The sequence below is a fragment of the Bacillus sp. FJAT-14266 genome, from assembly GCF_001719225.1.
Lineage (GTDB): Bacteria > Bacillota > Bacilli > Bacillales > Bacillaceae > Bacillus > Bacillus subtilis.
Genome location: NZ_CP017072.1, coordinates 2,625,469 through 2,649,223, shown reverse-complemented (window position 1 = coordinate 2,649,223; position 23,755 = coordinate 2,625,469). Strand labels below are relative to the sequence as shown.

Annotated in this window: 24 protein-coding genes; 23 read left to right on the top strand and 1 reads right to left on the bottom strand. The window is 45.1% G+C overall.

Annotation, left to right across the window (positions count from 1 at the left end; translation table 11 throughout):
• Positions 1-62 precede the first annotated feature (62 nt).
• The 12 genes from coaBC (at position 63) to spoVM (ending at position 12,738) form a co-directional block, all read left to right on the top strand.
• On the top strand, positions 63-1,283 hold the full coding sequence (gene coaBC, locus BGM23_RS13610; protein WP_015715868.1) for a bifunctional phosphopantothenoylcysteine decarboxylase/phosphopantothenate--cysteine ligase CoaBC: 1,221 nt from the start codon (positions 63-65) through the stop codon (positions 1,281-1,283).
• Positions 1,280-3,697, top strand: a complete 2,418-nt coding sequence (gene priA / locus BGM23_RS13605) for a primosomal protein N' (RefSeq protein WP_046664189.1) — start codon at positions 1,280-1,282, stop codon at positions 3,695-3,697. Before coaBC ends, priA begins: the two co-directional genes overlap by 4 nt.
• A gap of 26 nt (positions 3,698-3,723) precedes the next feature.
• Positions 3,724-4,206, top strand: coding sequence for a peptide deformylase (def, locus tag BGM23_RS13600; RefSeq protein ID WP_029726494.1), 483 nt, complete (start codon positions 3,724-3,726; stop codon positions 4,204-4,206).
• A 4-nt stretch (positions 4,207-4,210) separates the two neighbouring features.
• On the top strand, positions 4,211-5,164 hold the full coding sequence (gene fmt / locus BGM23_RS13595) for a methionyl-tRNA formyltransferase (RefSeq protein WP_029726493.1): 954 nt from the start codon (positions 4,211-4,213) through the stop codon (positions 5,162-5,164).
• A complete protein-coding gene (gene rsmB, locus BGM23_RS13590; protein WP_015252111.1) occupies positions 5,151-6,494 on the top strand; it encodes a 16S rRNA (cytosine(967)-C(5))-methyltransferase RsmB in 1,344 nt (447 codons plus the stop codon). The genes fmt and rsmB overlap by 14 nt, the downstream gene beginning before the upstream one ends.
• A 3-nt stretch (positions 6,495-6,497) precedes the next feature.
• Positions 6,498-7,589, top strand: coding sequence for a dual-specificity RNA methyltransferase RlmN (rlmN, locus tag BGM23_RS13585; protein WP_015252110.1), 1,092 nt, complete (start codon positions 6,498-6,500; stop codon positions 7,587-7,589).
• A gap of 6 nt (positions 7,590-7,595) precedes the next feature.
• Positions 7,596-8,360, top strand: coding sequence for a protein-serine/threonine phosphatase PrpC (gene prpC / locus BGM23_RS13580; RefSeq protein WP_014479762.1), 765 nt, complete (start codon positions 7,596-7,598; stop codon positions 8,358-8,360).
• Complete coding sequence (gene prkC / locus BGM23_RS13575) at positions 8,354-10,300, top strand: serine/threonine protein kinase PrkC (protein ID WP_015252109.1); 1,947 nt, start codon at positions 8,354-8,356, stop codon at positions 10,298-10,300. The genes prpC and prkC overlap by 7 nt, the downstream gene beginning before the upstream one ends.
• Before the next feature lie 14 nt (positions 10,301-10,314).
• Entirely contained in the window at positions 10,315-11,211 is an 897-nt protein-coding gene (rsgA, locus tag BGM23_RS13570) for a ribosome small subunit-dependent GTPase A (protein WP_015715871.1), read from the top strand.
• A 4-nt stretch (positions 11,212-11,215) separates the two neighbouring features.
• The gene (gene rpe, locus BGM23_RS13565) at positions 11,216-11,869 is read left to right on the top strand and encodes a ribulose-phosphate 3-epimerase (RefSeq protein ID WP_029726492.1); all 654 of its coding nucleotides are present in this window, start codon (positions 11,216-11,218) and stop codon (positions 11,867-11,869) included.
• Positions 11,870-11,941: 72 nt separating this feature from the next.
• Positions 11,942-12,586, top strand: a complete 645-nt coding sequence (locus tag BGM23_RS13560; RefSeq protein WP_014479765.1) for a thiamine diphosphokinase — start codon at positions 11,942-11,944, stop codon at positions 12,584-12,586.
• 71 nt (positions 12,587-12,657) lie between these two features.
• Positions 12,658-12,738: a stage V sporulation protein SpoVM gene (gene spoVM / locus BGM23_RS13555; protein WP_003221545.1), complete on the top strand. Its 81-nt coding sequence runs from the start codon at positions 12,658-12,660 to the stop codon at positions 12,736-12,738.
• A 72-nt stretch (positions 12,739-12,810) separates the two neighbouring features.
• Here the strand turns inward: spoVM and rpmB are convergent, their stop codons facing one another.
• Positions 12,811-12,999 (bottom strand): 50S ribosomal protein L28, encoded by a 189-nt coding sequence (rpmB, locus tag BGM23_RS13550; protein WP_003221548.1) that lies wholly within the window; start codon positions 12,997-12,999, stop codon positions 12,811-12,813.
• A gap of 276 nt (positions 13,000-13,275) precedes the next feature.
• On the opposite strand from rpmB, the gene BGM23_RS13545 reads away from it, so the two are divergent.
• The 11 genes from BGM23_RS13545 (at position 13,276) to rncS (ending at position 23,671) form a co-directional block, all read left to right on the top strand.
• Entirely contained in the window at positions 13,276-13,638 is a 363-nt protein-coding gene (locus tag BGM23_RS13545) for an Asp23/Gls24 family envelope stress response protein (protein ID WP_003232054.1), read from the top strand.
• Between the two features lie 15 nt (positions 13,639-13,653).
• The gene (locus BGM23_RS13540) at positions 13,654-15,315 is read left to right on the top strand and encodes a DAK2 domain-containing protein (protein ID WP_015715872.1); all 1,662 of its coding nucleotides are present in this window, start codon (positions 13,654-13,656) and stop codon (positions 15,313-15,315) included.
• Positions 15,316-15,453: 138 nt separating this feature from the next.
• Positions 15,454-16,116, top strand: a complete 663-nt coding sequence (sdaAB, locus tag BGM23_RS13535; protein WP_003232050.1) for an L-serine ammonia-lyase, iron-sulfur-dependent subunit beta — start codon at positions 15,454-15,456, stop codon at positions 16,114-16,116.
• Between the two features lie 25 nt (positions 16,117-16,141).
• Positions 16,142-17,044, top strand: coding sequence for an L-serine ammonia-lyase, iron-sulfur-dependent, subunit alpha (gene sdaAA / locus BGM23_RS13530; protein ID WP_003232049.1), 903 nt, complete (start codon positions 16,142-16,144; stop codon positions 17,042-17,044).
• The gene (recG, locus tag BGM23_RS13525; RefSeq protein WP_015715873.1) at positions 17,022-19,070 is read left to right on the top strand and encodes an ATP-dependent DNA helicase RecG; all 2,049 of its coding nucleotides are present in this window, start codon (positions 17,022-17,024) and stop codon (positions 19,068-19,070) included. Before sdaAA ends, recG begins: the two co-directional genes overlap by 23 nt.
• Positions 19,071-19,178: 108 nt before the next feature.
• A complete protein-coding gene (fapR, locus tag BGM23_RS13520; RefSeq protein ID WP_003232044.1) occupies positions 19,179-19,745 on the top strand; it encodes a transcription factor FapR in 567 nt (188 codons plus the stop codon).
• Between the two features lie 13 nt (positions 19,746-19,758).
• The gene (gene plsX, locus BGM23_RS13515) at positions 19,759-20,760 is read left to right on the top strand and encodes a phosphate acyltransferase PlsX (protein WP_003232041.1); all 1,002 of its coding nucleotides are present in this window, start codon (positions 19,759-19,761) and stop codon (positions 20,758-20,760) included.
• An 18-nt stretch (positions 20,761-20,778) separates the two neighbouring features.
• Positions 20,779-21,732, top strand: coding sequence for an ACP S-malonyltransferase (gene fabD / locus BGM23_RS13510; protein ID WP_029726491.1), 954 nt, complete (start codon positions 20,779-20,781; stop codon positions 21,730-21,732).
• Positions 21,725-22,465 carry a 3-oxoacyl-[acyl-carrier-protein] reductase gene (gene fabG, locus BGM23_RS13505; RefSeq protein ID WP_003232035.1) on the top strand — a complete coding sequence of 247 codons (741 nt, stop codon included), beginning with the start codon at positions 21,725-21,727 and terminating at the stop codon, positions 22,463-22,465. The genes fabD and fabG overlap by 8 nt, the downstream gene beginning before the upstream one ends.
• An 83-nt stretch (positions 22,466-22,548) precedes the next feature.
• Complete coding sequence (gene acpP / locus BGM23_RS13500) at positions 22,549-22,782, top strand: acyl carrier protein (RefSeq protein ID WP_003154310.1); 234 nt, start codon at positions 22,549-22,551, stop codon at positions 22,780-22,782.
• A gap of 139 nt (positions 22,783-22,921) precedes the next feature.
• Complete coding sequence (rncS, locus tag BGM23_RS13495) at positions 22,922-23,671, top strand: ribonuclease III (protein ID WP_003232030.1); 750 nt, start codon at positions 22,922-22,924, stop codon at positions 23,669-23,671.
• Positions 23,672-23,755: the final 84 nt, after the last annotated feature.

Here is a 23,755-nt window from a genome sequence, read left to right as displayed (position 1 = left end):
ATCAGATGTAGGTTGTTATTTTTTTCCGTGCGGTTTTGTAAAGTGCAGAGGGGGAGAATTCATTGCTAAACAATCGAAATGTGTTACTTTGCGTGAGCGGAGGCATCGCTGTTTATAAAGCCTGTGCGTTAACGAGCAAGCTGGTTCAGGCAGGAGCAAATGTCAAAGTGATTATGACTGAATCCGCTTGCCGATTCGTTTCACCGCTGACATTTCAGGCATTGAGCCGCCACGAAGTCTATACAGATACATTTAAAGAACAAAATCCAAGCGTTATTTCTCATATTGATGCCGCAGACTGGGCCGACTTGATTATTGTAGCGCCGGCTACGGCTAATGTGATTGGAAAACTGGCAAACGGCATCGCTGATGATATGCTGACGACAACATTGTTGGCAGCAACGGCTCCCGTTTGGATCGCGCCGGCGATGAACGTTCATATGTATGACCACCCGGCAGTCAAACGAAACATTTCTGTTCTTTATCAGGACGGTTATCGTTTTATTGAGCCAAGTGAGGGCTATTTAGCATGCGGTTACGTAGGAAAAGGCAGATTGGAAGAGCCGGAAAACATCGTAAAGCTGGCCGAAAAACATTTTGCTGAAGAAACATCCGCTCCTTTAGAAGGCAAGCATGTGGTCATTACAGCCGGTCCAACGCGGGAAGCGATTGATCCTGTCCGGTTTTTTACCAATAAATCGACGGGCAAAATGGGCTACGCACTAGCGGAGGCTGCTGTTCAGCTCGGCGCACGGGTAACCTTAATTTCTGGGCCTGTTTCACTTGATCAGCCTAAAGGCCTTGCTGAGTTTATCCCTGTTCAATCGGCTGCGGATATGCGCGAAGCTGTGCTCTCTGTGTATGACGCAAGCGATATAGTCATTAAAACAGCTGCGGTAGCCGATTTTACGCCGAAAACAGTATTTGACCATAAAATGAAAAAACAAGACGGCGGCATGACCTTAGAACTGAAAAGAACAGTCGATATTTTGAAAGAATTGGGCGAGAAAAAGAAAGAGCAGATTTTGGTCGGATTTGCCGCCGAAACACAAGACATTGAACACTATGCACGTAAAAAGCTCGCCGCTAAAAACCTTGATTTGATTGTGGCAAATGATGTGAAAGCAAATGGGGCCGGTTTTGGTGCTGATACGAATATCGTGACAATCTTTTTCAAAGACGGGCATAAACGCGAACTCCCGATCATGTCTAAGCTCGATGTTTCTTTTGAGGTCCTTCAGGAGATCGCAGCCCTCTCAAAACAAACCGGAGAGCGCTCATGAATTTTGCAGAAGTCATCGTTGATGTCAGCACCAAAAATATAGACAGGCCTTTTGATTATAAAATCCCAGACCATCTCAAGGGCATGATCAAAACGGGGATGCGGGTCATTGTTCCGTTTGGCCCCCGTAAGATTCAAGGGTTTGTGACAGCAGTCAAAGAAGCATCTGACCTATCGGGAAAATCTGTCAAGGAAGTAGAGGATTTATTAGATCTTACACCTGTTCTGACAGAGGAGCTTATGATTCTGTCATCATGGCTGTCAGACAAAACGCTGTCTTTTAAAATAACGGCGCTTCAAGCAATGCTGCCTGCCGCCTTAAAGGCGAAATATGAAAAAGAATTAAAAATTGCACACGGAGCCGATCTTCCGCCGCAAGTGGAACGGCTGTTTTCTGAAACAAAGACGCTGCTGTATTCAGATATACCCGATCATGAGACGCTGAAACTGATTCAAAGGCATGTTCAAAAAGGGGACATTGACGTGACGTATAAAGTCGCGCAAAAAACCAATAAAAAAATGGTCAGGCATATTCAGGCAAATGCGAGTAAAGAAGAGCTTGCTAAGCAGGCTGAGGGATTGTCCCGCCAAGCAGCAAAACAGCAGGCGATTCTTCACTTTCTCATCTCTGAGCCGGAAGGTGTGAAAATTCCTGCGGCGGAATTGTGCAAAAAAACGGATACGAGCTCTGCAACCATTAAAACCCTTATCCAAAAAGGGCTTTTGAAGGAAAGCTATGAAGAGGTTTACAGAGATCCCTATCAGGACAAAATGTTCAAAAAAACAGAGCCCCTGCCGCTGACAGACGAACAGAGGGCTGCCTTCGAGCCCATACGCGAGACATTGGACAGCGATGAGCATAAAGTGTTCCTCCTTCACGGCGTGACAGGAAGCGGAAAAACCGAAATTTATCTGCAATCAATTGAAAAAGTACTGGCGAAAGGAAAAGAAGCCATCGTCCTCGTACCGGAAATATCGCTGACGCCGCAAATGGTCAACCGCTTCAAGGGCCGCTTCGGCTCCCAGGTGGCAGTCATGCACAGCGGTTTATCCACAGGAGAAAAATATGACGAGTGGCGTAAAATCCACCGGAAGGAAGTACGGCTTGTCGTCGGTGCCAGATCCGCCATTTTTGCTCCGTTTGAAAATCTCGGAATGATAATCATCGATGAAGAGCACGAGTCTTCCTATAAACAGGAAGAAATGCCGCGCTATCATGCGAAAGAGGTGGCAATCAAGCGGGCTGAGCATCACAGCTGCCCGGTTGTATTAGGGAGTGCTACGCCGACATTAGAATCATATGCTAGAGCGCAAAAGGGCGTATACGAGCTTCTTTCACTGAAGCACCGTGTTAACCATCGGGTGATGCCCGAGGTTTCGCTTGTCGATATGAGAGAGGAGCTTAGAAACGGCAATCGCTCGATGTTTTCAGTTGAATTGATGGAAAAGCTTGAAGAAACGATTGCCAAGGGTGAGCAGGCGGTGCTGTTTTTAAATAAGAGGGGCTACTCTTCCTTTGTGATGTGCAGGGATTGCGGCTATGTCCCGCAATGCCCGCACTGCGACATTTCCATGACGTATCATCGTTACGGCCAAAGGCTGAAATGCCATTATTGCGGACATGAAGAGCCTGTTCCGCACACTTGTCCTGAATGCGCAAGCGAGCATATCCGCTTTTTCGGAACGGGAACACAGCGAGTGGAGGAAGAGCTGACAAAAGTGCTGCCAAGTGCGAGAGTGATTCGGATGGATGTTGACACGACATCACGGAAAGGCGCCCATGAAAAATTACTGTCAGCTTTCGGAGAAGGAAAAGCGGATATTCTTCTCGGAACGCAAATGATCGCGAAAGGGCTTGATTTTCCGAATGTCACGCTTGTCGGAGTGTTAAGTGCTGATACAACACTTCATATTCCTGATTTCAGATCGGCTGAAAAAACATTTCAGCTGTTAACGCAAGTCAGCGGCCGGGCAGGCAGGCATGAAAAGCCCGGCCATGTCATCATTCAAACGTATACACCGTCTCATTACAGTATCCAGCTGACGAAAACACACGATTATGAAACGTTCTATCAGCATGAAATGGCGCACAGGAGAGAGCAATCCTATCCGCCATACTACTATTTGGCTCTTGTGACTGTTTCTCATGAGGAAGTGGCGAAAGCAGCGGTTACAGCTGAAAAAATCGCTCATTTTTTGAAAGTAAACTGCGGAGCTGACACGAAAATTCTCGGACCAAGCGCGTCGCCGATAGCCAGGATCAAAGATAGATATCGCTATCAATGCGTGATAAAATACAAACAGGAAACCCAGTTATCCGCTTTATTGAAGAAGATACTGGAACATTATAAACGCGAAATTGAACAAAAACATGTAATGATTTCAATTGATATGAATCCTTATATGATGATGTAAGATCTCACGTCTTGGAGGGTAACAAATTGGCAGTAAAAAAGGTCGTCACACATCCTGCGGAGGTTTTGGAAACACCTGCGGAAACCGTGACTGTTTTTGATAAAAAGCTAAAAAAACTGCTTGATGATATGTACGACACCATGCTTGAAATGGATGGTGTCGGACTGGCAGCGCCGCAAATCGGCATTTTAAAAAGAGCGGCCGTCGTAGATATCGGGGATGACAGAGGGAGAATTGATCTCGTTAATCCTGAAATTTTAGAAAAAAGCGGCGAGCAAACCGGAATTGAAGGATGCTTGAGCTTTCCTAACGTCTATGGTGATGTCACACGTGCCGATTATGTCAAAGTGCGTGCGTTTAACCGTCAGGGAAAACCGTTCATTCTGGAAGCGCGAGGCTTTTTAGCAAGAGCCGTGCAGCATGAAATGGACCACTTAGACGGTGTGCTGTTTACATCTAAAATAAGTAAATACTATACAGAAGATGAACTAGCGGATATGGAAGGATGATTTGATGACGAGAATCGTATTTATGGGAACGCCGGATTTTTCAGTTCCTGTTTTAAGAACCCTGATAGAGGACGGATATGAAGTAGTGGGGGTCGTCACACAGCCGGACCGTCCGAAGGGCAGAAAAAAAGTACTGACACCTCCTCCGGTAAAGGAAGAGGCATTGCGCCACGGCATCCCGGTTCTTCAGCCGGAAAAAGTCAGATTGACAGAAGAAATTGAAAAAGTGCTGGCATTAAAGCCTGACCTGATTGTAACGGCGGCATTCGGACAAATTTTGCCTAAAGAGCTTCTCGACAGTCCAAAATACGGCTGCATTAACGTTCACGCATCCCTTTTGCCGGAACTGCGCGGCGGTGCTCCGATCCATTATTCCATTCTGCAGGGAAAGAAGAAAACCGGGATTACCATTATGTATATGGTAGAAAAATTGGATGCGGGCGATATGATCTCAAAAGTGGAAGTGGACATTGAAGAAACCGACAATGTCGGAACACTGCACGATAAATTAAGCGTTGCTGGCGCGAAGCTATTGTCTGAAACGGTTCCAAACGTTATTGCCGGCAGCATATCACCTGAAAAGCAGGATGAAGAGAAAGCGACGTACGCGCCTAACATTAAAAGAGAGCAAGAGCTGCTCGACTGGTCCAGAACGGGCGAAGAGCTTTACAACCAGATCCGCGGCTTAAATCCATGGCCTGTTGCTTATACGACTCTAAACGGACAAAACTTGAAAATATGGGCGTCGAAAAAAATAGCGGCACCAACAACAGCTGAGCCCGGCACAGTCGTTGCAGTTGAAAAGGAAGGAATTATCGTTGCCTCAGGTAACGAGACGGCTCTGTTATTAACCGAACTCCAGCCGGCAGGCAAAAAACGAATGAAAGGCGAAGACTTTGTGCGAGGCGCTCATGTTGAAGCCGGTGATGTGTTAGGAGTAAACAATGAAAAAAACTAGTGTTCGTGACATCGCCCTTGAGGCGCTGATCAAATTAGAACAAAACCAGGCATACAGCAACCTGCTGCTGAAATCGGTCATTAAATCAAATGAACTGAGTGATCAGGACAGAGGGCTTTTGACTGAACTTGTCTATGGTACATTACAAAATAAGATCGCGCTTGATTATATGCTTAAACCGTTTATCAATAAGCCTCAAAAGGTAAAGCCGTGGGTGATTCAGCTTCTTCGCCTATCCTTATATCAAATGGAGTATTTGGAGAAGATTCCAGACAGGGCAGCCATTCATGAAGCGGTTGAGATTGCTAAAATCCGTGGACACAAAGGCATTGCTTCATTTGTCAACGGCGTGCTCCGTTCTATTCAGCGCGAAGGTGTTCCATCCTTTGACGCGATCGAAGATCCTGTCCGCCGGCTGGCGACAGAAACAAGCCATCCGGAATGGCTTGTGAAAGAGTGGGCGGATGCGTATGGATTTGAAGCTGCGGAAAAGATTTGCCGCATCCATCTCATTCCGCCGAAACAGACGCTGCGTGTCAATCAAATGAAAGCAGACAGAGCTGAGCTGCTTGACCAAATGGCTGCTGAGGGAATCGAAGTTGAAAAAGGCGACCTCGCTGAAGATGCTGTGAAGCTCTTAAAGGGAACAATTGCCGGAACTCATTTCTTCCAAAACGGCGAAGTTTCTATCCAGGATGAGAGCTCCATGCTCGTCGCCCGCGCCCTTGATCCTAAGTCAGATGAAACAGTGCTTGACGCGTGTGCGGCGCCTGGCGGAAAATCGGCTCATATCGCAGAATTAATGAAGAACAAGGGGAGCGTTACGTCGCTTGATCTTCACAAACATAAAGTGAAGCTGATCAAAGAAGCGGCAGATCGGCTTGGCCTGACAATCATTCATGCGGAAACAATGGATGCTAGAAAAGCGGGGGAAACGTTTGAAAACGAACAGTTTGACCGAATATTGGTCGATGCCCCGTGCTCAGGTTTCGGTGTTATCAGAAGAAAGCCGGACATGAAATACACGAAAAAACCTGACGACAGCGCCCGTCTAGCTGAAATCCAGCTGTCGATCTTGAGGGAAATCGCACCATTAGTAAAAAAAGGTGGCACTCTTGTCTACAGTACGTGTACAATGGACCGGACAGAAAATGATGAAGTAATACATGCGTTTATACAAGAACATCCTGATTTTGAACCCGATTTGTCTCTTGAAAAGCGGCTGCCTGAAAAGGTGAGACCCTTTGTTCGGGATGGAAGGCTTCAAATCCTTCCTCATTATTTCGGAACAGATGGTTTCTTTATTTGCAGCATGAGAAAGAAGGGATAAGCAATGGCAGAACTTAATAAAACAAAAGTAAGAAAAGAATTGCGGACAGAGCGTCCGTCTATTTATTCTTTTGAATTAGATGAAATCAAACAATGGCTGACAGACAATGGAGAGAAACCGTTCCGTGCAGCCCAGATCTTTGAATGGCTATATGAAAAACGCGTATCTTCTTTTGAAGATATGACAAACCTCTCAAAGGATCTGCGTGAGAAATTAAACACTCACTTTGTGTTAACAACGCTGAAAACGGCTGTTAAACAAACCTCTCAAGACGGTACGATGAAGTTTTTGTTTGAGCTTCATGACGGTTATACCATCGAAACCGTTTTAATGAGACACGAGTATGGCAATTCTGTATGTGTAACGACACAAGTCGGCTGCCGTATTGGCTGCACATTCTGCGCGTCAACGCTTGGAGGCTTAAAACGAAACCTTGAAGCAGGGGAAATTGTCGCTCAAGTAGTCAAAGTGCAAAAAGCTCTTGATGAAACGGATGAACGCGTCAGCTCTGTCGTGATCATGGGAATCGGCGAACCTTTTGATAACTTTAACGAAATGCTCGCTTTCTTGAAAATCATTAACCATGACAAGGGCCTGAATATCGGTGCTCGCCATATTACGGTCTCTACGAGTGGGATCATCCCGAAAATTTACGAATTTGCTGATCAGCAAATGCAGATTAACTTTGCAATTTCTCTGCACGCGCCGAACACAGAAATCAGAAGCCGTTTGATGCCGATTAACAGAGCATATAAACTGCCTGATCTAATGGAAGCCGTTAAATATTATATTAATAAAACGGGACGCCGCATCAGCTTTGAATACGGGCTGTTCGGAGGCGTAAACGACCAGGTGGAACACGCCGAAGAGCTTGCCGACTTGCTGGAAGGAGTCAAATGCCACGTGAACTTGATTCCGGTAAACTACGTGCCTGAACGGGACTATGTGCGCACACCGCGTGATCAGATTTTTGCTTTTGAAAAAACGCTGAAATCCCGCGGAGTAAATGTCACAATCCGAAGAGAGCAAGGACATGACATTGACGCAGCCTGCGGTCAGCTTCGCGCGAAGGAGCGTCAAGACGAGACGAGGTGATGAGGGTTGTTAACAGCCTTAAAAACAGATACAGGAAAAATCCGCCAGCATAATGAAGATGATGCGGGGATATTCAAGGGGAAAGATGAATTTATATTAGCGGTTGTCGCTGATGGCATGGGCGGCCATCTTGCTGGAGATGTTGCGAGCAAGATGGCTGTGAAAGCCATGGGGGAGAAATGGAATGAAGCAGAGACTATTCCAACTGCGCCCTCGGAATGTGAAAAATGGCTCATTGAACAGATTCTTTCGGTAAACAGCAAAATATACGATCACGCTCAAGCCCACGAAGAATGCCAAGGCATGGGGACGACGATTGTATGTGCGCTTTTTACGGGGAAAACGGTTTCTGTTGCCCATATCGGAGACAGCAGATGCTATTTGCTTCAGGACGATGATTTCGTTCAAGTGACAGAAGACCATTCGCTTGTAAATGAACTGGTTCGCACTGGAGAGATTTCCAGAGAAGACGCTGAACATCATCCGCGAAAAAATGTGTTGACGAAGGCGCTTGGAACAGACCAGTCAGTCAGCATTGACACCCGTTCCTTTGATATAGAACCCGGAGACAAACTGCTTCTATGTTCTGACGGACTGACGAATAAAGTGGAAGGCACTGAGTTAAAAGACATCCTGCAAAGCGATTCAGCTCCTCAGGAAAAAGTAAACCTGCTTGTGGACAAAGCCAATCAGAATGGCGGAGAAGACAACATAACAGCAGTTTTGCTTGAGCTTGCTTTACAAGTTGAAGAGGGTGAAGATCAGTGCTAATCGGCAAGCGGATCAGCGGGCGTTACCAAATTCTCCGCGTTATAGGCGGCGGGGGAATGGCCAACGTGTATTTAGCTGAGGATATCATTCTAGACCGTGAAGTCGCAATTAAAATCCTGCGGTTTGACTATGCAAATGACAATGAATTTATCAGGCGTTTCCGCAGAGAAGCCCAATCCGCATCAAGCCTCGATCACCCGAATATTGTCAGCATTTATGATTTGGGCGAGGAAGATGATATTTATTATATTGTCATGGAATACGTTGAAGGCATGACGCTTAAAGAATACATAACAGCAAATGGGCCGCTTCACCCTAAAGAAGCGCTGAACATCATGGAGCAAATTGTCTCAGCCATCGCTCATGCCCATCAAAACCAGATTGTTCACAGAGACATCAAGCCGCATAACATTTTGATTGATCATATGGGAAATATCAAAGTAACGGATTTTGGAATTGCGACGGCACTAAGTTCGACCACAATCACCCATACCAATTCAGTTCTGGGCTCGGTCCATTACTTATCACCTGAACAGGCCCGGGGCGGCTTAGCCACAAAAAAATCGGATATTTATGCGCTTGGAATCGTTCTATTTGAGCTTTTAACCGGCCGTATTCCGTTTGATGGAGAGTCAGCAGTCAGCATCGCCTTGAAGCATCTTCAAGCGGAAACTCCTTCGGCAAAAAGGTGGAATCCATCGGTCCCCCAAAGCGTTGAAAACATCATACTCAAGGCAACTGCCAAAGATCCTTTTCATCGCTACGAAACGGCTGAAGACATGGAAGCAGACATAAAAACAGCTTTTGATGCCGACAGACTCAATGAAAAGAGATTTACGATTCAAGAAGATGAAGAAATGACAAAAGCGATACCTATCATTAAAGATGAAGAACTTGCTAAAGCTGCTGGCGAAAAAGAAGCTGAAGTGACAACCGCACAAGAAAACAAAACAAAGAAGAACGGCAAAAGAAAAAAGTGGCCGTGGGTTTTGCTCACGATATGCCTCGTTTTTATCACAGCTGGAATTCTTGCTGTCACTGTTTTTCCGTCGCTTTTCATGCCTAAGGATGTCAAAATACCTGATGTCTCCGGAATGGAATACGAAAAAGCCGCAGGGCTCTTGGAAAAAGAAGGTTTACAGGTTGATTCCGAGGTGTTGGAAATCTCAGATGAAAAAATTGAAGAGGGCCTGATGGTAAAAACGGATCCTAAAGCGGATACCACAGTCAAAGAAGGCGCCACGGTCACCCTTTATAAGAGCACCGGAAAAGCAAAAACGGAGATCGGTGATGTGACAGGCCAAACGGTCGACCAGGCAAAAAAAGCGTTGAAGGACCAAGGGTTTAAACATGTAACGGTAAATGAAGTGAATGACGAGAAAAACGCGGGCACTGTCATTGACCAAAATCCTTCAGCAGGGACTGAGCTTGTCCCGAGTGAAGATCAAGTCAAACTTACAGTCAGTATCGGACCCGAAGACATTACGCTTAGAGACTTGAAAACCTACAGTAAAGAAGCAGCGTCTGGATATCTGGAAGACAACGGATTGAAGCTTGTAGAAAAAGAAGCATACTCAGATGATGTTCCAGAAGGACAGGTTGTCAAACAAAAACCAGCAGCAGGTACGGCAGTAAAGCCGGGAAACGAAGTTGAAGTGACATTCTCTCTCGGACCAGAGAAAAAACCTGCGAAAACAGTGAAAGAAAAGGTCAAGATCCCCTACGAACCAGAAAATGAAGGGGACGAGCTTCAAGTGCAAATCGCGGTTGACGATGCGGATCACAGCATCTCTGACACTTACGAAGAATTTAAGATAAAAGAGCCGACTGAACGAACGATCGAACTAAAGATTGAACCCGGCCAAAAAGGGTACTATCAAGTAATGGTAAACAATAAAGTTGTCAGCTACAAAACCATTGAGTATCCAAAAGATGAATAACAAGGAGGGAAAATATGCCTGAGGGCAAAATTATTAAGGCGCTAAGCGGCTTTTACTATGTACTGGATGAATCAGAGGATTCAGATAAAGTAATACAATGCAGAGGAAGAGGCATTTTCAGAAAAAACAAAATTACCCCTCTTGTCGGTGATTACGTTGTGTATCAAGCTGAAAATGACAAAGAAGGATATCTAATGGAAATTAAAGAAAGAACCAACGAGCTTATCAGGCCGCCAATTTGCAACGTTGATCAAGCGGTCCTGGTTTTCTCAGCGGTTCAGCCTTCTTTCAGCACGGCATTGCTCGACCGCTTCCTGGTTCTCGTTGAGGCCAATGATATTCAGCCGATTATATGCATTACTAAAATGGATCTGATTGAAGATCAAGATACAGAAGATACGATACAAGCCTATGCAGAAGACTATCGGAATATTGGTTATGACGTATACCTTACCTCCTCTAAGGACCAAGACAGTTTAACGGACATCATCCCGCATTTTCAGGATAAAACAACGGTATTTGCCGGTCAGTCCGGTGTTGGGAAATCCTCGCTTCTCAACGCGATCAGTCCGGAGCTTGGATTAAGAACAAACGAGATTTCTGAGCATTTGGGCCGCGGGAAACACACAACCCGCCACGTGGAGCTGATTCATACGTCCGGAGGTTTGGTTGCAGATACACCAGGATTCAGCTCGCTTGAATTTACAGACATTGAGGAAGAAGAGCTGGGCTATACCTTCCCTGATATCAGAGAAAAAAGCTCTTCATGCAAATTTAGAGGCTGTTTACATCTGAAAGAGCCGAAATGCGCGGTGAAACAAGCTGTTGAAGACGGAGAATTAAAGCAGTATCGCTATGACCATTATGTTGAATTTATGACGGAGATTAAAGACAGAAAGCCGAGGTATTAGCATAATGATAAAGGTTGCACCATCTATTCTTTCCGCTGATTTTGCCGCTTTAGGCAATGAGATTAAAGATGTAGAAAAAGGCGGAGCCGATTGTATTCATATTGATGTTATGGACGGCCGTTTTGTCCCGAATATCACAATCGGTCCGCTGATTGTAGAAGCGGTCCGGCCGGTAACGGATCTGCCGCTTGATGTCCATTTAATGATAGAAGAGCCGGATCGTTATATCCCGGCTTTTGCGAAAGCAGGCGCAGATATCCTGTCTGTGCATGCTGAGGCATGTCCGCACCTGCACCGTACCATCCAGCTCATTAAAGAGCAAGGAGTGAAGGCCGGAGTAGTTCTAAACCCGCATACCCCTGTACAAGTCATCGAACATGTTTTCGACGATCTTGATCTTGTTCTTTTAATGACGGTGAACCCGGGCTTCGGCGGGCAGAAATTTATTCATTCAGTCCTTCCTAAAATAAAAGAGGTTAAGCGAATGGCGGATGAAAAAGGAAAAAAAGATCTGTTCATTGAAGTAGACGGCGGCGTCAACAAAGAAACCGCTCCGCTCGTCATTGAAGCGGGCGCAAATTTACTCGTTGCCGGTTCAGCTGTTTATGGCCAGTCTGACCGCAAAAAAGCAATTTCTGAAATCAGAGGAAGTAAATAAGCAGCTTTAGAAAAGAGCTGGGCATACAATAGCCTAAGCTCTTTTTCCTGTATGCAGAGAAAGGAATCAGAGATGAAAACAATTAATATCGTTGCGGGAGGCCCGAAAAATCTCATTCCCGATCTAACCGGCTATACGGATGAACACACGCTTTGGATCGGTGTTGACAAAGGCACCGTCACTCTCTTAGATGCCGGGATCATTCCTGTTGAAGCCTTCGGAGATTTTGACAGCATAACGGAGCAAGAACGCCGGCGAATAGAAAAAGCCGCTCCCGCCCTTCATGTGTATCAAGCAGAAAAAGATCAAACAGATTTAGACCTCGCCCTTGATTGGGCGCTGGAAAAGCAGCCGGATATTATTCAGATTTTCGGCATTACAGGCGGCAGAGCTGATCATTTTTTAGGAAACATTCAGCTACTGTATAGAGGTGTAAAAACGAACATAAAAATTAGGCTGATAGACAAACAAAATCATATTCAAATGTTCCCTCCTGGTGAATATGATATTGAGAAGGATGAAAATAAGCGATATATCTCCTTCATACCGTTTTCCGAAGACATACATGAGCTGACCCTGACCGGTTTTAAATATCCTCTAAATAATTGTCATATTACGCTCGGTTCAACACTATGTATTAGTAACGAACTCATTCATTCACGAGGTACTTTTTCGTTTGCAAAAGGCATATTAATAATGATAAGAAGCACGGATTAAGCATGTGCTTTCATTCAATTGCTAAAAACAATGAACAAGGCGGTTACGGGACGTTATAGGAGGGGACAAAAATGAAATTTTACACCATTAAATTGCCGAAGTTTTTAGGAGGAATTGTCCGGGCGATGCTGGGCTCATTTAGAAAAGATTAATGCCCAGGGGTTCAAAGCCCTCTTTCACCACATAAAAACGCCTGCCACATATCGGGGCAGGCGTTCATTTTGTTATACACGCTCAACTTTACCGGATTTCAAAGCTCGAGCAGATACATATACTTTTTTAGGTTTTCCGTTCACAAGGATACGAACCTTTTGAAGATTCGCGCCCCAAGTGCGCTTAGAAGCGTTCATTGCGTGAGAACGGTTATTCCCAGCTGTTGTTTTTTTACCTGTGATAACGCATTTACGTGCCATTTGTTTCCCTCCTCACTTGCACAAAACATCTACTTTTTAACATTCATATAATCTTAGATGCTTTCGATATGGATACTTTAAATAATTTACCACAGCTAAAAAACGTTTGCAACTATTGTTTCATCATCTTTCAAGAAAATTCACTTGACATCTTGCGGAAACAGCAGCGCTATAGTATATGTAGAGGTACGGCCAGCGATTATTGCCTGGTCTTTTCATAATGGAAACCATATAGTAGAATAGCTGTAACTCTATGCATTCGAAGGAGGAACTAGTGTGTCCATTGAATTAAGAACGAAGTACGGACAGATTGATATATCTAATGAAGTCATCGCGATGGTTGCAGGAGGCGCGGCGGTTGACTGTTACGGCATTGTCGGTATGGCCTCTAAAAACCAGATTAAAGACGGACTGACTGAAATCCTTCGGAAAGAGAATTTCAGCAGGGGTGTCCAAGTTCGCCAAGAAGGAGAACAGATACATATCGACATGTATATCATTGTCAGCTACGGCACGAAAATTTCTGAAGTGGCACATAATGTCCAAACAAAAGTAAAGTACACAGTAAATCAAACCATCGGACTGGCAGTGGATTCTGTCAATATTTATGTCCAAGGCGTACGAGTGACGAACCCGTAGTTAGGAGGAGTAGGATTGTCTATCAGAACATTAGACGGCAGAACCTTTGCCGAGATGATTCTTGCGGGAGCGCAGAATCTGTCTCAAAACGCCAGTGCAGTTGATGCACTGAACGTGTTTCCGGTGCCGGACGGTGATACGGGAACAAATATGAACCTGTCGATGACTTCCGGAGCAAGAGAAGTTGAACAAATGGATACGGATGATATCGGGAAGGTGGGCTCCGCGTTATCTAAAGGGCTGCTCATGGGAGCACGCGGAAATTCAGGAGTTATCCTATCCCAATTGTTCCGCGGATTTAGCAAAAGCATTGAAACGAAAAAAGAAATTAATGCACTTGAGTTTGCCGCTGCGCTGCAAGCAGGTGTAGACATGGCGTATAAAGCTGTCATGAAACCTGTAGAGGGCACCATTTTAACAGTTGCAAAAGACGCTGCAAAAAAAGCGATGATCTTAGCAGAAAAAGAAACCGATATCACTGCGCTGATGATTGCAGTGACAGAAGAAGCAGAGGCGTCTTTAAACCGCACCCCTGAATTGCTACCTGTCCTAAAGGAAGTAGGAGTTGTCGATAGCGGGGGCAAAGGCCTGCTCTGTGTGTATGAAGGTTTCCTTGCTTCATTAAAAGGTGAAACTGTACCTCAGAAAGCAGTTCTTCCGTCACTTGACGACATGGTCAGCGCAGAGCATCACAAGAGCGCGCAAAGCATGATGAATACCGAAGATATTGAATTTGGATTCTGTACCGAAGTGATGGTTAGGCTTGATCAGACAAAAAGAGAGTTCGACGAAGGCACGTTCAGGCAAGACCTCAGCCAGTTCGGAGATTCTCTGCTTGTGATTGCGGATGAATCGCTGGCGAAGGTTCATATTCATGCTGAAGAGCCGGGAAACGTGTTAAACTACGCCCAGCATTACGGTGAATTGATCAAAATAAAAATAGAAAATATGAGAGAACAGCATACCTCTATCATCAGTCAAGAAAGCAAACCTGCAGACAACGAAATACCGCCGGCAAAGCAGCCGTATGGCATTGTGACTGTGGCGATGGGAGAAGGAATTTCAGACCTATTCAAAAGCATTGGCGCTTCTGTTGTGATTGAAGGCGGCCAGACCATGAACCCAAGCACTGAGGATATTGTTGATGCCGTGAAGTCTGTAAATGCAGATACGGTATTTATCCTGCCTAACAACTCCAACATTATCATGGCTGCTAACCAAGCGGCCAGCGTAGTGGATGAACAGGTTTTTGTCATTCCTGCTAAAACGGTTCCGCAAGGGATGTCAGCCCTGCTGGCTTTTAACCCGGATCAAGAAGCTGAAGCGAACGAGGCCAATATGCTAAGCGCCATTCAGCAAGTAAAAAGCGGACAGGTGACGTTCTCAGTCAGAGATACTCATATTGACGGTAAAGATATTAAAAAAGGCGACTTTATGGGCATTCTGAATGGAACGATTATCGGCACTTCTGAAAATCAGCTGTCAGCCGCGAAAATGCTGCTGTCAGAAATGATCGGAGAAGATGATGAAATCGTGACCATTCTATATGGTGAGGATGCGTCTCAGGAAGAAGCTGAGCAGCTTGAAGCGTTTCTCAGTGAAAAGTACGAGGAGATTGAGGTTGAGATCCACAATGGGAAACAGCCTCTGTATTCGTATATAGTTTCTGCAGAATAGAAGGGCAATTTGCCCTTCTATTCTTATGTCTGCTTTTAAGTGCGGCAGCGCTGTAACGCGCCCGCTTGCCATTTTATATCTGATCAATTAGTCTAGAAGCAAAGCGCTAATAAGCTCTGGTTCATAAGGAGGAATAGCATGAAATACAGAAGCGTTTTTGATATTATCGGCCCGGTTATGATCGGTCCGTCCAGCTCTCATACAGCGGGAGCTGCTAGAATCGGGAGAGTGGCCAGAAGTTTATTTGGCAGAGAGCCTGAGCGCATCATTGTATCTTTTTACGGCTCGTTTGCGGAAACGTATAAGGGCCACGGCACAGATGTCGCGATTATCGGCGGATTGCTTGATTTTGATACATTCGATGAACGGATTAAAACCGCTATACAAATTGCAGAAGCTAAAGGAATTGATATAGAGTTTCGGGTAGAAGACGCAGTCCCGGTCCATCCGAACACAGCAAAAATCACCATTTCTGATGAAAAGGGTGAGCTTGAACTGACGGGTATTTCGATTGGCGGAGGAAAGATTGAAATCACAGAATTGAATGGTTTTGAGCTCCGGCTGTCAGGAAATCATCCGGCCATATTAGTTGTTCATAATGACAAGTTTGGCACAATTGCCGGTGTTGCCAATGTTCTGGCGAAATTTTCAATCAACGTAGGACATATGGAAGTAGCCCGGAAAGATATCGGCCAGCTTGCGCTGATGACAATAGAGGTCGACCAAAATATTGACGACCACATTCTCGACGAGCTGTCGAAACTGCCGAATATTATTCAAGTGACAAAGATTGCTGACTAGCGAAAAGGGTCAGGAGGAGCCAGTTATGTTTCGTAATGTAAAAGAATTAATTGAGATTACTAAAGAAAAACAAATATTGATCTCTGATGTGATGATAGCTCAAGAGATGGAAGTAACAGAAAAAACAAAAGAGGACATTTTTCAGCAGATGGATCATAACCTGTCTGTTATGGAAGCGGCGGTTCAGAAAGGACTCGAGGGAGTTACGAGCCAAACGGGCTTAACAGGCGGAGATGCCGTTAAATTGCAGGCCTATATTCGATCAGGAAAAAGCCTGTCTGGCCCGCTGATTTTAGATGCTGTATCGAAAGCCGTTGCAACAAATGAAGTAAATGCAGCCATGGGAACCATCTGTGCGACACCGACTGCAGGTTCTGCCGGTGTGGTGCCCGGTACGTTATTTGCTGTAAAAGAAAAGCTGAATCCAACAAGAGAACAAATGATCCGCTTTTTGTTTACAGCCGGGGCTTTCGGATTTGTCGTGGCCAATAACGCAAGCATTTCCGGCGCCGCCGGAGGATGTCAGGCAGAGGTTGGATCAGCTTCAGGCATGGCGGCTGCGGCTATTGTTGAAATGGCAGGAGGAACACCCGAACAAAGCGCGGAAGCCATGGCCATTACATTAAAAAATATGCTAGGCCTCGTGTGCGACCCTGTTGCAGGGCTTGTTGAGGTGCCTTGCGTGAAACGGAATGCGATGGGCGCGTCAAATGCAATGATTGCCGCTGATATGGCATTGGCGGGCATTACAAGCCGTATTCCATGTGATGAGGTTATCGATGCCATGTATAAAATAGGCCAAACGATGCCAACTGCACTTAGAGAAACAGGCCAGGGCGGTTTAGCGGCAACACCGACAGGAAGAGAATTAGAGAAAAAAATTTTCGGAGGAGCGCTAGGTTCACGTGAAACAACATCAGCAAACTAGTATAGCTAACATTAAGGGTATTGGGCCGGAAACAGAAAAAACATTACACGAACTCGGTATTTATGACATTTCTGATCTTCTGAATTATTTCCCTTATCGCTATGATGACTACGAGCTGAGGGATTTAGAAGAAGTAAAGCATGATGAAAGAGTCACAGTCGAAGGGAAGGTTCATTCAGAGCCTTCTCTTACCTATTACGGAAAAAAACGAAACAGGCTGACATTCAGGCTTCTGGTCGGCCACTATTTAATCACAGCCGTATGTTTTAACCGGCCTTATTTGAAGAAGAAGCTTTCGCTCGGCTCTGTGGTGACGGTTTCAGGTAAATGGGACAAGCACCGCCAAAACATCTCTGTTCAGGAGTTGAAAAACGGGCCGCATCAAGAAGACAAAAGCATTGAACCAGTGTATTCTGTGAAAGAAAATGTTACCGTCAAAATGATGAGGCGCTTTATTCAGCAGGCGCTGACCCAATATGCAGACTCACTTCCTGATCCTCTTCCGGAAAAGCTAAGAAAAAGCTATAAACTGCCTGACTATTATCAAGCGTTAAAAGCAATGCACCAGCCTGAAACAAGGGAAGCATTAAAGCTTGCCAGACGGCGGTTTGTTTATGAAGAATTTTTGTTGTTTCAGTTGAAAATGCAGGCGTTCCGAAAGGCGGAAAGAGAGCAGACACAAGGGATACGGCAGCGTTTTTCAAACGAAGAACTCATGAGATTTATCAAAAGCCTCCCGTTTCCCCTCACAAACGCCCAGTCACGCGTTCTTCGCGAAATAACAGCAGACATGTCTTCTCCATACAGAATGAACCGCCTTCTTCAAGGGGACGTTGGATCAGGAAAAACGGCAGTCGCCGCCATTGCACTGTATGCCGCGATCCTATCCGGATACCAAGGAGCGCTCATGGTGCCGACAGAAATTCTGGCCGAGCAGCATGCTGATTCGCTCGTTTCGCTATTTGAAAAATGGGACGTCAGCGTTGCTCTTTTGACAAGCTCTGTTAAAGGGAAGCGGCGAAAAGAACTGCTTGAGCGTCTTGCGGCGGGTGAGATTGATATTCTTGTAGGAACCCACGCTTTAATCCAAGACGAGGTGGAGTTTAAGGCGCTGAGTCTCGTTATTACAGATGAACAGCACAGATTTGGAGTTGAGCAGCGCAAAAAGCTTCGGAACAAAGGGCAGGATCCCGATGTTCTCTTTATGACAGCCACTCCAATCCCAAGAACATTAGCGATCACAGTGTTCGGTGAAATGGATGTATCTGTCATTGATGAGATGCCGGCTGGACGAAAGAGAATCGAAACCTATTGGGTAAAACATGACATGCTGGATCGTATATTGGCATTTGTCGAAAAAGAATTAAAGCAAGGCAGGCAGGCTTATATCATCTGTCCGCTGATTGAAGAATCAGACAAGCTTGATGTGCAAAACGCTATTGACGTGTACAATATGCTTTCTGATATTTTTCGGGGAAAATGGAATGTCGGCCTTATGCATGGAAAGCTGCATTCCGATGAAAAAGACCAGGTCATGAGAGAATTCAGCGCAAATCACTGTCAAATTCTCGTATCAACCACTGTTGTGGAGGTTGGCGTGAATGTTCCGAATGCAACAATTATGGTGATTTATGACGCCGACCGTTTCGGGCTATCACAGCTTCACCAGCTGCGCGGCCGTGTTGGACGGGGTGAGCATCAATCTTTCTGTATTCTGATGGCTGATCCAAAATCAGAAACAGGGAAAGAACGGATGAGGATCATGTCGGAGACCAATGACGGTTTCGAGCTGTCTGAAAAGGATCTGGAACTGAGAGGTCCCGGTGATTTCTTCGGGAAAAAACAAAGCGGAATGCCGGAATTTAAAGTGGCGGACATGGTTCATGATTACAGAGCGCTTGAAACGGCAAGGCAGGATGCTGCGAATCTTGTGGCTTCTGACGCGTTCTGGAAGGAGCCGGAATACGCTGTGTTAAGAGATGAATTGCTGAAGAGCGGAGTAATGGACGGGGAAAAATTAAGCTGAGTATCAGAAGTTTTTGGTGTTCAGCCAGAAACAATCGTTGCATTCCAATCTATGAAATTATATACTACTATTAGTACCTAGTCTTAATTGTCCGGATGGTGTTTAGATATGAGAAGAAATAAGAGAGAACGCCAGGAATTACTTCAGCAGACGATTCAAGCAACCCCCTTTATTACAGATGAAGAATTAGCGGGTAAATTTGGGGTGAGCATCCAGACGATACGTTTGGACCGCTTAGAGCTTTCCATACCTGAACTGAGAGAAAGAATTAAGAACGTGGCAGAGAAAACACTTGAGGACGAAGTGAAGTCCCTGTCACTTGATGAAGTTATCGGAGAAATTATTGACCTTGAGCTGGATGATCAGGCGATATCCATTTTAGAAATAAAACAGGAGCACGTGTTCAGCCGGAATCAGATTGCGAGAGGACACCATTTATTTGCACAGGCGAATTCTTTGGCCGTTGCAGTCATTGATGACGAGCTGGCGCTGACTGCAAGTGCAGACATCCGCTTTACAAGACAGGTAAAGCAGGGTGAACGTGTCGTAGCAAAAGCGAAAGTGACGGCTGTCGAAAAAGAAAAAGGAAGAACGGTTGTCGAAGTGAACAGCTACGTTGGCGAAGAAATTGTTTTTTCTGGACGCTTTGACATGTATCGTTCAAAACATTCATAAAGGTGGAGCATGCATGAGAATAGCTGTAGATGCAATGGGAGGAGACCACGCTCCCAAAGCTGTTATTGACGGAGTTATAAAAGGTATAGAGGCATTTGATGATCTCCATATCACACTTGTCGGTGACAAAACAACGATAGAATCACATTTAACAACTACATCAGATCGCATCACGGTGCTGCACGCAGATGAAGTGATTGAGCCTACGGATGAACCGGTCCGTGCCGTGCGAAGAAAAAAGAACTCATCTATGGTTCTTATGGCGCAGGAGGTTGCGGAAAACAGAGCTGACGCCTGCATTTCAGCAGGAAATACCGGTGCATTAATGACAGCCGGTCTCTTTATTGTCGGAAGAATTAAAGGAATTGACCGTCCGGCGCTTGCCCCGACACTTCCGACTGTTTCGGGAGACGGATTTCTTCTCCTTGATGTCGGCGCCAATGTCGATGCCAAACCGGAGCACCTTGTTCAATATGCCATCATGGGTTCTGTTTATTCTCAGCAAGTGCGCGGTGTCACTTCACCGAGAGTCGGACTTTTAAATGTCGGAACAGAAGATAAAAAAGGAAACGAACTGACGAAGCAGACGTTTCAAATTTTAAAAGAAACAGCAAACATCAATTTTATCGGAAACGTGGAAGCGCGAGACCTTTTAGATGATGTGGCGGATGTTGTAGTAACAGACGGCTTTACTGGGAATGTTACACTCAAAACGCTGGAAGGCTCTGCGTTGTCAATTTTTAAAATGATGAGAGACGTAATGACGTCTACTTTGACATCCAAGCTTGCAGCAGCTGTGCTGAAACCAAAATTGAAAGAAATGAAAATGAAAATGGAGTATTCGAATTATGGCGGAGCAAGTCTTTTTGGCTTAAAAGCGCCTGTGATCAAAGCGCACGGCTCTTCAGATTCAAATGCTGTATTCCATGCGATTCGGCAAGCAAGAGAGATGGTCAGCCAAAATGTGGCTGCGCTCATTCAGGAAGAAGTGAAAGAAGAAAAAACAGATGAGTAGTCTGGAGGTTTTTACATCATGAGTAAGATTGCATTTTTGTTCCCGGGTCAGGGATCACAATTTATCGGCATGGGAAAAGAGCTTTATGAGCAGGTGCCTGCTGCAAAGCGTCTGTTTGATGAAGCCGATGAAACATTAGAAACAAAACTCAGCTCGCTTATTTTTGAGGGTGCTGCTGAAGAATTAACACTTACATACAATGCGCAGCCTGCTTTGCTTACGACAAGCATCGCTGTTCTTGAGAAATTTAAAGAATCTGGCATTACACCTGATTTCACAGCAGGACACAGCCTTGGTGAATATTCTGCACTGGTTGCGGCTGGCGCTCTGTCTTTCAAAGATGCTGTTTATACCGTCAGAAAACGCGGAGAGTTTATGAATGAAGCGGTACCGGCTGGCGAAGGAGCAATGGCTGCGATTCTCGGCATGGATGCTGAAGCATTAAAGCAAGTAACCGATAAAGTCACAGAGGAAGGCAACCTTGTACAGCTTGCGAATCTCAACTGTCCTGGCCAAATCGTCATTTCCGGAACAGCTAAAGGGGTTGAGCTTGCATCTGAACTGGCAAAAGAGAACGGCGCAAAACGCGCAATTCCGCTTGAAGTAAGCGGTCCGTTCCATTCTGAACTGATGAAACCGGCTGCTGAAAAGCTGAAAGAGGTATTGGACGCCTGTGACATAAAAGACGCTGACGTTCCGGTCATCTCAAATGTTTCTGCTGGCGTGATGACTGAAAAAGCAGATATCAAAGAAAAACTTATTGAGCAGCTTTACTCTCCGGTTCGTTTTGAGGAAAGCATTAACAAGCTGATCGCAGAGGGTGTTACGACTTTTATTGAAATCGGTCCCGGAAAAGTGCTTTCAGGCCTTGTGAAAAAAGTAAATAGACGGTTAAAAACAATTGCTGTATCAGATCCGGAAACGATCGAGCTGGCAATTCAAACGCTTAAGGAGGAGAATGATAATGCTTAATGATAAAACGGCTATTGTCACTGGCGCATCCCGCGGAATCGGCCGCTCAATCGCCCTTGATCTGGCAAAAAGCGGAGCAAATGTTGTCGTGAACTACTCCGGCAATGAAGCGAAAGCAAATGAAGTGGTAGATGAAATCAAATCAATGGGCAGAAAAGCAATTGCTGTCAAAGCGGATGTATCAAATCCCGAAGATGTACAAAACATGATAAAAGAAACGCTATCAGTTTTTTCTACGATTGACATTCTGGTTAATAATGCCGGGATTACAAGAGACAATCTCATCATGAGAATGAAAGAAGACGAATGGGATGACGTTATTAACATTAACCTGAAGGGTGTTTTCAACTGCACGAAAGCTGTTACAAGACAAATGATGAAACAGCGTTCAGGCCGCATTATTAACGTATCGTCTATCGTCGGCGTCAGCGGAAACCCTGGACAAGCCAACTATGTGGCTGCAAAAGCCGGCGTCATCGGTTTAACCAAGTCTTCTGCTAAAGAGCTCGCCAGCCGAAATATTACGGTAAACGCAATAGCGCCAGGATTTATCTCAACTGATATGACAGATAAACTTGCAAAAGACGTTCAAGACGAAATGCTGAAACAAATTCCGCTTGCGCGCTTTGGTGAACCTAGCGATGTCAGCAGTGTTGTCACGTTCCTAGCTTCAGAGGGAGCTCGTTATATGACAGGCCAAACGCTTCATATTGACGGCGGAATGGTGATGTAAGTTTTTTCTCGAAAATTTCATCGTAGTTTCTCTAGTTTTTTAAAAACGAATCCACTATAATACTTGAGGGGAGGTGAATTGCTATGGCAGACACATTAGAGCGTGTAACGAAAATCATCGTAGATCGCCTTGGCGTTGATGAAGCAGACGTCAAACTTGAAGCTTCTTTCAAGGAAGACTTAGGTGCTGATTCCCTAGATGTAGTTGAGCTTGTTATGGAACTTGAAGACGAGTTTGATATGGAGATTTCTGACGAAGATGCTGAAAAGATTGCAACAGTCGGCGACGCTGTGAACTACATACAAAACCAGCAATAAGCTGATGCTAAAAGTCCCGCCGAAACGCGGGGCTTTAGCCCTTTATTCGTGCAGTTATTACAGCATGCCGCTTTTACGCGCGCTGTATCCGGTTTAGTCAGAGAAGCGCGGTGAACCTGATGTGCCTATGGAGGTTACTATGTCAAAACACTCACATTATAAAGATAAAAAAAAGTTCTATAAAAAAGTAGAACAATTTAAAGAGTTTCAAGAACGGATTTCGGTTCACTTTCAAAATGAAAAGCTTTTGTATCAAGCATTTACACATTCATCTTATGTGAATGAGCATCGGAAAAAGCCGTATGAAGATAATGAAAGGCTTGAATTTTTAGGTGACGCTGTTTTGGAACTGACGATCTCCAGATTCTTATTTGCCAAATACCCGGCTATGAGTGAAGGAGATTTGACGAAATTGAGAGCCGCAATTGTTTGCGAACCGTCTCTCGTTTCATTGGCTCACGAGCTGTCATTCGGCGATCTTGTCCTGTTGGGTAAAGGCGAGGAAATGACAGGCGGAAGAAAGCGTCCTGCTCTATTGGCGGATGTTTTTGAGGCATTTATCGGAGCCTTGTACCTTGACCAAGGATTAGAGCCGGTCGAAAGTTTCTTAAAAGTTTATGTGTTCCCTAAAATTAACGATGGTGCTTTTTCTCATGTGATGGATTTCAAAAGCCAGCTGCAGGAATACGTGCAGCGGGACGGCAAAGGCTCTCTGGAGTATAAAATCTCCAACGAAAAAGGACCTGCGCACAACCGTGAATTTGAAGCCATCGTATCTCTAAAAGGTGAACCACTCGGAGTCGGAAACGGCCGTTCAAAGAAAGAAGCCGAACAGCACGCTGCTCAGGAAGCTTTAGCTAAATTGCAAAAACACCATACGAAACAATAAAATCCCCCTTATGACTCAGGGGGATTTCAGTATGTATGCCGTCTTATTTGACCAATGTTTATGATAGAATTGAAATACTTATTA

Coding starts and splice junctions, on each gene's coding strand:
- priA (WP_046664189.1), top strand. CDS start 1,280: ATGAATTTTGCAGAAGTCATCGTTGATGTCAGCACCAAAAATATAGAC.
- fmt (WP_029726493.1), top strand. CDS start 4,211: ATGACGAGAATCGTATTTATGGGAACGCCGGATTTTTCAGTTCCTGTT.
- rsmB (WP_015252111.1), top strand. CDS start 5,151: ATGAAAAAAACTAGTGTTCGTGACATCGCCCTTGAGGCGCTGATCAAA.
- rlmN (WP_015252110.1), top strand. CDS start 6,498: ATGGCAGAACTTAATAAAACAAAAGTAAGAAAAGAATTGCGGACAGAG.
- rsgA (WP_015715871.1), top strand. CDS start 10,315: ATGCCTGAGGGCAAAATTATTAAGGCGCTAAGCGGCTTTTACTATGTA.
- rpe (WP_029726492.1), top strand. CDS start 11,216: ATGATAAAGGTTGCACCATCTATTCTTTCCGCTGATTTTGCCGCTTTA.
- BGM23_RS13560 (WP_014479765.1), top strand. CDS start 11,942: ATGAAAACAATTAATATCGTTGCGGGAGGCCCGAAAAATCTCATTCCC.
- spoVM (WP_003221545.1), top strand. CDS start 12,658: ATGAAATTTTACACCATTAAATTGCCGAAGTTTTTAGGAGGAATTGTC.
- rpmB (WP_003221548.1), bottom strand. CDS start 12,999: ATGGCACGTAAATGCGTTATCACAGGTAAAAAAACAACAGCTGGGAAT.
- sdaAB (WP_003232050.1), top strand. CDS start 15,454: ATGAAATACAGAAGCGTTTTTGATATTATCGGCCCGGTTATGATCGGT.
- sdaAA (WP_003232049.1), top strand. CDS start 16,142: ATGTTTCGTAATGTAAAAGAATTAATTGAGATTACTAAAGAAAAACAA.
- fapR (WP_003232044.1), top strand. CDS start 19,179: ATGAGAAGAAATAAGAGAGAACGCCAGGAATTACTTCAGCAGACGATT.
- plsX (WP_003232041.1), top strand. CDS start 19,759: ATGAGAATAGCTGTAGATGCAATGGGAGGAGACCACGCTCCCAAAGCT.
- fabD (WP_029726491.1), top strand. CDS start 20,779: ATGAGTAAGATTGCATTTTTGTTCCCGGGTCAGGGATCACAATTTATC.
- fabG (WP_003232035.1), top strand. CDS start 21,725: ATGCTTAATGATAAAACGGCTATTGTCACTGGCGCATCCCGCGGAATC.
- acpP (WP_003154310.1), top strand. CDS start 22,549: ATGGCAGACACATTAGAGCGTGTAACGAAAATCATCGTAGATCGCCTT.
- rncS (WP_003232030.1), top strand. CDS start 22,922: ATGTCAAAACACTCACATTATAAAGATAAAAAAAAGTTCTATAAAAAA.